Annotated in this window: 10 protein-coding genes, 1 tRNA gene and 1 other RNA gene; 11 read left to right on the top strand and 1 reads right to left on the bottom strand. The window is 41.4% G+C overall.

Translation table 11 applies throughout. The features are described from left to right. Positions 1-66 precede the first annotated feature (66 nt). From GMD6S_RS07490 to GMD6S_RS07445, 11 genes are all read left to right on the top strand, one after another. Positions 67-140 (top strand) — tRNA-Asn (locus GMD6S_RS07490). A 208-nt stretch (positions 141-348) separates the two neighbouring features. Continuing rightward, positions 349-585: a sigma(X)-activator ComW gene (gene comW / locus GMD6S_RS12980; protein ID WP_000614974.1), complete on the top strand. Its 237-nt coding sequence runs from the start codon at positions 349-351 to the stop codon at positions 583-585. Positions 586-826: 241 nt separating this feature from the next. Beyond that, positions 827-2,113: an adenylosuccinate synthase gene (locus GMD6S_RS07480; protein WP_008293595.1), complete on the top strand. Its 1,287-nt coding sequence runs from the start codon at positions 827-829 to the stop codon at positions 2,111-2,113. Between the two features lie 200 nt (positions 2,114-2,313). Beyond that, the gene (gene tadA / locus GMD6S_RS07475; RefSeq protein ID WP_001110096.1) at positions 2,314-2,781 is read left to right on the top strand and encodes a tRNA adenosine(34) deaminase TadA; all 468 of its coding nucleotides are present in this window, start codon (positions 2,314-2,316) and stop codon (positions 2,779-2,781) included. A 32-nt stretch (positions 2,782-2,813) separates the two neighbouring features. Continuing rightward, an RNA gene (gene ffs, locus GMD6S_RS12300) (signal recognition particle sRNA small type) lies at positions 2,814-2,911 on the top strand. Between the two features lie 55 nt (positions 2,912-2,966). Continuing rightward, the gene (locus GMD6S_RS07470) at positions 2,967-3,410 is read left to right on the top strand and encodes a dUTP diphosphatase (RefSeq protein ID WP_000701976.1); all 444 of its coding nucleotides are present in this window, start codon (positions 2,967-2,969) and stop codon (positions 3,408-3,410) included. Between the two features lie 9 nt (positions 3,411-3,419). Continuing rightward, complete coding sequence (locus tag GMD6S_RS07465) at positions 3,420-3,887, top strand: isochorismatase family protein (RefSeq protein ID WP_000796430.1); 468 nt, start codon at positions 3,420-3,422, stop codon at positions 3,885-3,887. Next, entirely contained in the window at positions 3,884-5,245 is a 1,362-nt protein-coding gene (gene radA / locus GMD6S_RS07460) for a DNA repair protein RadA (protein WP_080976174.1), read from the top strand. The genes GMD6S_RS07465 and radA overlap by 4 nt, the downstream gene beginning before the upstream one ends. Positions 5,246-5,317: 72 nt before the next feature. After that, on the top strand, positions 5,318-5,812 hold the full coding sequence (locus GMD6S_RS07455; RefSeq protein WP_002876632.1) for a beta-class carbonic anhydrase: 495 nt from the start codon (positions 5,318-5,320) through the stop codon (positions 5,810-5,812). A gap of 212 nt (positions 5,813-6,024) precedes the next feature. After that, a complete protein-coding gene (locus GMD6S_RS07450) occupies positions 6,025-6,993 on the top strand; it encodes a ribose-phosphate diphosphokinase (protein WP_000010174.1) in 969 nt (322 codons plus the stop codon). A gap of 119 nt (positions 6,994-7,112) precedes the next feature. Beyond that, positions 7,113-7,550 (top strand): CoA-binding protein, encoded by a 438-nt coding sequence (locus GMD6S_RS07445; protein ID WP_000076499.1) that lies wholly within the window; start codon positions 7,113-7,115, stop codon positions 7,548-7,550. Positions 7,551-7,578: 28 nt separating this feature from the next. Here the strand turns inward: GMD6S_RS07445 and GMD6S_RS07440 are convergent. Then, on the bottom strand, positions 7,579-8,490 hold a 912-nt coding region (locus GMD6S_RS07440; protein WP_000299473.1), incomplete at its 5' end, for a YeiH family protein.

The following is an 8,490-nucleotide window of genomic DNA, read 5'->3' as shown; positions in this document are numbered from 1 at the left end:
AGCCCTAGAACGCCGGAAGTAGTTGGGGGTTGCCCCCTGTGAGATATGGAAGTCGCTTAGCTTTTATCCGCCATAGCTCAGTTGGTAGTAGCGCATGACTGTTAATCATGATGTCGTAGGTTCGAGTCCTACTGGCGGAGTATAGATTGAAACGTTCAATTGAGCGTTTTTTTATTTATAAATATAGTGGATTGTTGAAATTTCAAATTTTAATTTTTAAATCTGTAATTACCTCTTTATTTTATTTTCAGTTCGTTTAGCTTTAAATTCTTCTTTTATAGGATTTGAAGCTTTTTTAGTTCTTTTTTTTGTTAGACTAGTGTTACTAATAAGAAAGGGAATTTTTATATGATTCAAAAATTTTATGATCGAGCATTTGTCTTTTTGAAACTAGTTGAACAAGAATATGCCTCTTTAGGCCAGAGTTGTTCAGAGTGGGAATCACTTCATCTTCGTTTTTTACTATATTACTTAATCCGATTTAAAATAAAAAGTGATAGGGACTTTTCACTATATCACTTTAAAACAGCTTATCGTCTATATCTAGATAAATTCCTGCAAGGTGGTACAACTCTTATCCAATAGGAAGCATCTATATCATAATTACGAACGATAGTTGTAGCTAGTTTTTAAAAAATATAGAATTAGCTTATAATAAAAGGCTTCTGTATTTAGAAATGAGAGAATTTCCAAATCTTTTCTACTGTTTCTTCTTGATAAAATAGTGTTTTTTTCTTATAATAAATTGTAAGATATAATTGCGGGTGAAATTCCTGCCATGTATATGAGAAAGGACGAGCTGCTAGTAGCTCAGACGAATTTTATTATGACTTCAGTTGTTGTTGTAGGTACCCAGTGGGGTGATGAAGGTAAAGGGAAAATTACAGATTTTCTTTCAGCTAATGCAGAGGTAATTGCTCGTTATCAAGGTGGTGATAATGCTGGTCACACGATTGTGATTGATGGTAAGAAATTTAAGTTGCACTTGATTCCATCTGGAATTTTCTTTCCTGAAAAAATCTCTGTTATTGGGAATGGGATGGTTGTAAACCCTAAATCTCTAGTAAAAGAGTTGAATTATCTTCATGAAGAAGGTGTGACAACAGATAATTTGCGCATTTCGGATCGTGCGCATGTCATTTTACCATATCACATTGAATTAGACAGTTTGCAAGAGGAAGCTAAGGGCGACAATAAAATTGGTACTACAATCAAGGGAATCGGTCCAGCCTATATGGATAAAGCTGCTCGTGTTGGAATTCGTATTGCAGATCTTTTGGATAAAGAAATTTTTCGTGAGCGTTTGGAACGCAATCTTGCGGAGAAGAATCGTCTGTTTGAAAAATTATATGACAGTACTCCTATTTCAATTGATGATATTTTTGAAGAGTACTACGAGTATGGCCAACAAATCAAGCAGTATGTGACAGATACATCTGTTATCTTGAACGATGCGCTTGATAATGGCAAACGTGTACTGTTTGAAGGTGCTCAAGGTGTCATGTTGGACATTGACCAAGGAACTTATCCATTTGTTACGTCGTCAAACCCTGTCGCTGGTGGTGTGACAATTGGGTCTGGTGTTGGTCCAAGTAAGATTGACAAGGTTGTAGGTGTCTGTAAAGCCTACACAAGTCGTGTAGGAGACGGACCTTTCCCAACTGAATTATTTGATGAAGTGGGAGATCGCATTCGCGAAGTAGGTCATGAATATGGTACAACAACTGGTCGTCCACGTCGTGTGGGTTGGTTTGACTCAGTTGTGATGCGCCACAGCCGCCGTGTATCTGGGATTACCAATCTTTCATTGAACTCTATAGATGTTTTGAGTGGTTTGGATACTGTGAAAATCTGTGTCGCCTATGATCTTGATGGTCAACGTATTGATTACTATCCTGCTAGTCTTGAGCAGTTGAAACGTTGCAAGCCAATCTACGAGGAATTGCCAGGTTGGTCAGAAGACATCACTGGAGTCCGTAATTTGGAAGACCTTCCTGAGAATGCACGTAACTATGTTCGTCGTGTAAGTGAGTTGGTTGGTGTTCGCATTTCGACATTCTCAGTAGGTCCTGGTCGTGAACAAACTAATATTTTAGAAAGTGTTTGGTCATAGGAGATTTTTAAGATTAGTTTAAGACAGGTTGGGTATACTATAGACAGTTACAAGAAGACCTCCTAACTTGTTGTAACAAATATCCTAAACTTTTCTTTTTCATAATAATCTCCCTATTAAGTCACCGCATTCGGTGGCTTTTTTTGTCTTGAGAATCATGATATAATAATAAAATCGACAAGTAGGAAAAGAGAAGAACGATGAATTATACAGTTGAAGAAAAAGAAGCTTTTATGAGAGAGGCTTTGAGAGAGGCTGAGATTGCTTTAGAGCACGATGAAATTCCAATTGGTTGTGTGATTGTCAAGGATGGAGAAATCATTGGTAGGGGACATAATGCGCGCGAGGAGTTGCAACGGGCGGTCATGCATGCAGAAATCATGGCTATAGAGAATGCGAATCTGAGTGAGGAGAGCTGGCGTCTGCTGGATTGTACCCTTTTTGTGACCATTGAGCCGTGTGTGATGTGTAGTGGGGCAATTGGGCTAGCTCGTATACCAAAGGTGGTCTATGGGGCTAAAAATCAGAAATTTGGTGCAGCTGGAAGTTTGTACGATATTTTGACAGATGAGCGTCTCAATCATCGTGTAGAGGTGGAAACGGGAATTTTGGAAGATGACTGTGCAGCGATTATGCAGGACTTTTTCCGAAATCGACGGAAAAAATAATTTCTCTTTAAAAATAGAGGGGAATGTGGTATAATAACTAGTGGAGCAACAGTTCTGCGTGAAGCGGGTCAGGGGAGGAATCCAGCAGCCCTAAGCGATGTGAATTGTGTGCTCTTTTTTCGTGCTTTTTTCGAATAAATAAGATAAAATAGCCTAGAATAAATGATTATAGAAAAGAGAAAAATATGAAAATTCGTGGTTTTGAATTGGTTTCGAGTTTTACAGATGAAAATTTGTTGCCTAAGCGTGAGACAGCTCATGCAGCTGGGTACGATTTAAAGGTTGCCGAACGAACTGTCATTGCGCCAGGTGAGATTATATTGGTCCCAACAGGAGTTAAGGCTTATATGCAACCGACAGAGGTGCTCTATCTCTATGACCGTTCTTCAAACCCTCGTAAAAAAGGCTTGGTCTTGATTAACTCTGTGGGTGTCATTGACGGAGACTATTATGGCAATCCAGGGAATGAAGGACATATCTTTGCTCAGATGAAAAATATTACTGATCAGGAAGTGGTTCTCGAAGTTGGGGAACGTGTGGTTCAGGCTGTCTTTGCTCCTTTCTTGATTGCAGATGGAGATGAGGCAGATGGCGTGCGGACTGGTGGATTTGGATCGACAGGGAAATAGAGGGATAAAATGGCAGACTATTTATTAGTTGTAGACATGCAGTCAGATTATGTTGCTGTAGGAAAAGCATATCATGAAGAACTGACTGCAGCTGTAAATGACAAAATTGCTACTTATCCCAGCGACCGAGTTATCTATATTCTCAATCGTTTTTTCTGGGAGAGAAAAGATAGAAAGAAGAAATTTGCGACCAACTTGTTAGTTGTATCTTCTCGTATCTTTGAGAAGTGTCGGGCTTCTTGCTTTACTAATCCAGATTTAAAAGATTTTTTAGAGGGAAATGGTGCTAAGAGCATAGAGTTTATAGGGGTAGATGGCAATTTCTGTGTCAAGGCTTCCGTCTTGGCAGCTGTCAAGGAGAATTATCAGGTTTCTGTCGATTTGTCTGCTGTCGGAGTTGCCAACCAGAATAAATTTCAAAATACATTGTATAAGTGGCATTCTTTCGGAGTAACCGTAAAAGGAGAATTATTATAGCTAAGAAAAAAGCGACATTTGTATGTCAAAATTGTGAGTACAACTCACCTAAGTATTTAGGACGCTGTCCAAACTGTGGGTCTTGGTCTTCTTTTGTAGAAGAGGTTGAGGTTGCAGAGGTCAAGAATGCGCGTGTGTCCTTGACAGGTGAGAAAACCAAGCCCATGAAACTGGCTGAGGTGACTTCCATCAATGTCAATCGAACCAAGACGGATATGGAGGAATTCAACCGTGTGCTTGGAGGCGGAGTGGTACCAGGAAGTCTCGTCCTCATCGGTGGGGATCCTGGGATTGGGAAATCAACCCTTCTCCTACAAGTTTCAACTCAGCTGTCCCAAGTAGGGACTGTTCTCTATGTCAGTGGGGAGGAGTCTGCCCAGCAGATTAAACTCCGTGCAGAGCGCTTGGGTGATATTGATAGTGAGTTTTATCTCTATGCAGAGACCAATATGCAGAGTGTTCGCGCAGAAGTAGAAAGAATTCAGCCAGACTTCCTCATTATTGACTCCATCCAGACTATTATGTCTCCTGAGATTTCTGGAGTGCAAGGGTCAGTTTCTCAAGTGCGAGAGGTGACAGCTGAGCTCATGCAGCTGGCCAAGACTAATAACATTGCTATCTTTATCGTAGGGCATGTGACCAAGGAAGGAACCTTGGCTGGTCCGCGTATGTTGGAGCATATGGTAGATACGGTGCTTTACTTTGAAGGGGAACGCCACCATACCTTCCGTATCTTGAGAGCAGTCAAAAACCGTTTTGGATCCACTAATGAGATTGGCATCTTTGAGATGCAGTCGGGCGGATTGGTTGAGGTACTCAATCCGAGTCAAGTTTTCCTAGAAGAGCGTTTGGATGGAGCGACTGGCTCATCAATTGTGGTGACTATGGAAGGGACCCGTCCGATTTTGGCGGAGGTTCAGGCTTTGGTAACACCAACCATGTTTGGAAATGCTAAGCGTACGACGACTGGACTTGATTTCAATCGTGCAAGTCTGATTATGGCTGTTTTGGAAAAACGAGCAGGGCTTCTCTTGCAAAATCAGGATGCCTATCTCAAATCTGCTGGTGGCGTGAAATTGGATGAGCCTGCTATTGACTTAGCCGTTGCAGTGGCTATTGCCTCTAGTTACAAGGACAAGCCTACCAATCCTCAGGAATGTTTTGTGGGTGAACTGGGCTTGACCGGAGAAATTCGGCGCGTGAATCGTATCGAACAACGTATCAATGAAGCGGCAAAACTGGGCTTTACCAAGATTTATGTACCCAAGAATTCCTTGACAGGAATCACTCCACCCAAGGAAATTGAAGTCATTGGTGTGACGACTATTCAGGAAGTTTTGAAAAAGGTCTTTGCATAATCCGTGACAAATCTTCTTAAAAATGATAAGATAGGAGAAATATTTGATTGTCAAATTTTTGAGGAGGGAATCGTGTCGTATTTTGAACAGTTTATGCAAGCCAATCAGGCTTATGTTGCCCTACATGGGCAGTTAAATCTGCCACTTAAACCCAAAACCAGAGTAGCTATCGTGACCTGTATGGACTCACGTCTACACGTTGCGCAAGCTCTAGGTTTGGCCCTTGGGGATGCTCATATCTTGCGGAATGCGGGTGGTCGAGTAACTGAGGACATGATTCGTTCACTGGTAATTTCCCAGCAACAAATGGGGACAAGAGAGATTGTGGTGTTGCACCATACAGACTGTGGAGCTCAAACCTTTCAAAATGAAAGTTTTCATGAACATTTGAAACACGAGCTCGGAGTTGATGTGTCTGATCAAGATTTTTTACCATTTCAGGATGTTGAAGAGAGTGTGAGAGAGGATATGCAATTGCTTAGAGAGTCTCCACTGATTCCTGATGATGTGGTTATTTCAGGTGCTGTCTATGATGTGGATACAGGAAGTATGAGAGAAGTATACTAACTTTGTCTCAAAAAATCTCATCCTAGCATAAAATCGATTGTTAAAATGTAGGATTTTTAGTTTTAATATAGCTAATATAAAATAGTATAAAACAAGGGTATAAATGTTTGCTCTTGTTTTATTTTTGATTGAAAAATAAAGGAAAAAGCGCTACAATGGTAGATGGAAAATGTTGTGTAAAAACAAGTGATACATAAATACCGGAGGAAATCATGTCTTTTTCTGATTTAAAGCTATTTGCCCTTTCTTCTAATAGAGAATTGGCAGAGCGTGTGGCGCAAGAAATTGGGATAGAGTTGGGGAAATCGACTGTTCGCCAATTTTCAGATGGAGAGATTCAGGTCAACATTGAAGAATCAATCCGTGGAAAACACGTCTTTATCCTACAATCAACGAGTTCACCTGTAAATGATAATTTACTTGAAATTTTGATTATGGTGGACGCTTTGAAGCGTGCTAGTGCAGAATCTGTCAATGTTGTTATGCCTTACTATGGCTATGCACGTCAGGATAGAAAAGCGCGCGCGCGTGAGCCAATCACAGCAAAACTCGTTGCAAACATGCTAGAAGTTGCTGGGGTAGATCGTTTGTTGACGATTGATTTGCACGCTGCACAGATTCAGGGATTCTTTGATATTCCTGTAGATCACTTGATGGGTGCTCCATTGATTGCGGACTACTTTGAACGTCGTGGCATGGTTGGCTCTGACTACGTGGTTGTCAGCCCAGACCATGGTGGGGTGACTCGTGCTCGTAAATTGGCAGAGTTTTTGAAAACTCCGATTGCGATTATTGACAAGCGCCGTAGTGTAGACAAGATGAATACCAGTGAAGTGATGAACATCATTGGTAAGGTAGAAGGTAAGACTTGTATTTTGATTGACGATATGATCGATACAGCTGGAACCATTTGTCATGCGGCGGATGCTCTTGCTGAAGCAGGTGCTGTTGAGGTTTACGCAAGCTGTACGCACCCAGTACTTTCAGGACCAGCTATGGACAATATCCAAAAATCAGCTATTAAAAAATTGGTTGTTTTGGATACTATCTACCTACCAGAAGAGCGTTTGATTGATAAGATTGAACAAATTTCGATTGCTCATCTTCTAGGCGATGCTATTATCCGTATCCACGAAAAACGTCCTCTTTCTCCTCTATTTTGTATTGAGAAAAAGATTTAATCTTTCACTTGAAGTAGACAGAACTCCTAGCAGGTTTCTTTTCTTGCTAGGAGATTTTTATAGTCAAAATCTGCAAGCCTTTTCAAAATATGCTATACTGAGAAAAAAGGAGGATTTCTATGAGCCAAGAATTTATTAATCCAAGTGATGGTGTGATCCGTCAGTATCTTACAACCAGTAAAACGTTAGCGGTAGTGGGTTTGTCCGATCGTGAGGAAACAACTAGTAATCGAGTGACCAAGGAAATGCAAGCTCGGGGCTATAAAATCATTCCAGTTAATCCCAAGGCTGCAGGTGGGGAAATTTTGGGAGAGAAGGCTTATGCGAGTCTAGTTGAGATTCCTTTTCCTGTGGACATTGTCAATGTATACCGACGGAGCGAGTTTTTACCAGATGTGGCGCGTGATTTTCTCAAGGCAGATGCCAAGATTTTCTGGGCGCAATTAGGACTTGAAAATCTAGAAGCGGAAGAAATCTTGCGTGCTGGAGGATGCGATGACATCGTGATGAATCGTTGTATTAAGAGAGAACATACTCGCTTAATTCTTGAGCAATAAAAAGGTAGCCATGGGCTACCTTTTTATTTTATAAAGTACCAATCAATGCTTGCATGCCAAGACTGGTAAGGATGATGGCAATCCAGCAAAGGGCTCCAAGAAGAATGGATTTACCGCTTGATTTGACCATGGCAATCAGATTGGTTTTGAGACCGATGGCACTCATGGCCATGATGATAAGGAATTTGGAGAGTTGTTTGAGAGGGGTGAAGAAGCTACTAGACACGCCGAGAGAGGTGAGAAGAGTCGTTAAGAGAGAGGCTAGAATGAAATAAAGGATAAAAAGTGGGAAAACTTTTTTCAGTTGTACGCCTTGTTTATTTTCTTGCTGGCGACTTTGCCAGTAGGAGAGGAAGAGAGTGATGGGAATAATAGCCAGAGTTCGTGTGAGTTTAACAATGGTTGCAGACTCAAGGGTATTGGTCTGGTAGAGACTGTCCCATGCGCTGGCTGTGGCCGTTACAGAAGAAGTATCGTTGACTGCGGTTCCTGCAAAGAGGGCAAAGCCTTCATTTGATAAGTGAAGCCAGGTTCCTAGAGTTGGAAAGATAAGTGCTGCTAAGACATTGAAGAAAAAGATAACGGAGATGGCTTGGGCGACTTCTTTTTCCTTGGCATGGATAACGGGTGCTGTTGCAGCAATGGCAGAACCACCACAGATAGAAGAACCCACTCCAATCAAGGTAGCCAGTTTCGTGTCTAGCGCAAAGAAACGCTGGAAGAGGTAGGCAACGATTAAGGAAATCGAAATGGTGGAAAGGATGACGGGGAGTGAAGTTTGTCCAACTGCAAAGACTTGCGAGATATTGAGACCAAAACCGAGTAAGATAACGGCATACTGGAGCAATTTCTTGGAACTAAAGGCCAAACCTGCGTCTAGTTGTTTGTAGGGTGAGAGCCAGGGGTGGAGGAGCATTCCAGCAAAAATTGCAAAGACAGG

Source organism: Streptococcus sp. GMD6S (assembly GCF_000297015.1).
This window is presented reverse-complemented; position numbering and strand designations above follow the sequence as displayed.

Coding starts and splice junctions, on each gene's coding strand:
- GMD6S_RS07465 (WP_000796430.1), top strand. CDS start 3,420: ATGGCAGACTATTTATTAGTTGTAGACATGCAGTCAGATTATGTTGCT.
- GMD6S_RS07470 (WP_000701976.1), top strand. CDS start 2,967: ATGAAAATTCGTGGTTTTGAATTGGTTTCGAGTTTTACAGATGAAAAT.
- comW (WP_000614974.1), top strand. CDS start 349: ATGATTCAAAAATTTTATGATCGAGCATTTGTCTTTTTGAAACTAGTT.
- GMD6S_RS07450 (WP_000010174.1), top strand. CDS start 6,025: ATGTCTTTTTCTGATTTAAAGCTATTTGCCCTTTCTTCTAATAGAGAA.
- GMD6S_RS07480 (WP_008293595.1), top strand. CDS start 827: ATGACTTCAGTTGTTGTTGTAGGTACCCAGTGGGGTGATGAAGGTAAA.
- tadA (WP_001110096.1), top strand. CDS start 2,314: ATGAATTATACAGTTGAAGAAAAAGAAGCTTTTATGAGAGAGGCTTTG.
- GMD6S_RS07445 (WP_000076499.1), top strand. CDS start 7,113: ATGAGCCAAGAATTTATTAATCCAAGTGATGGTGTGATCCGTCAGTAT.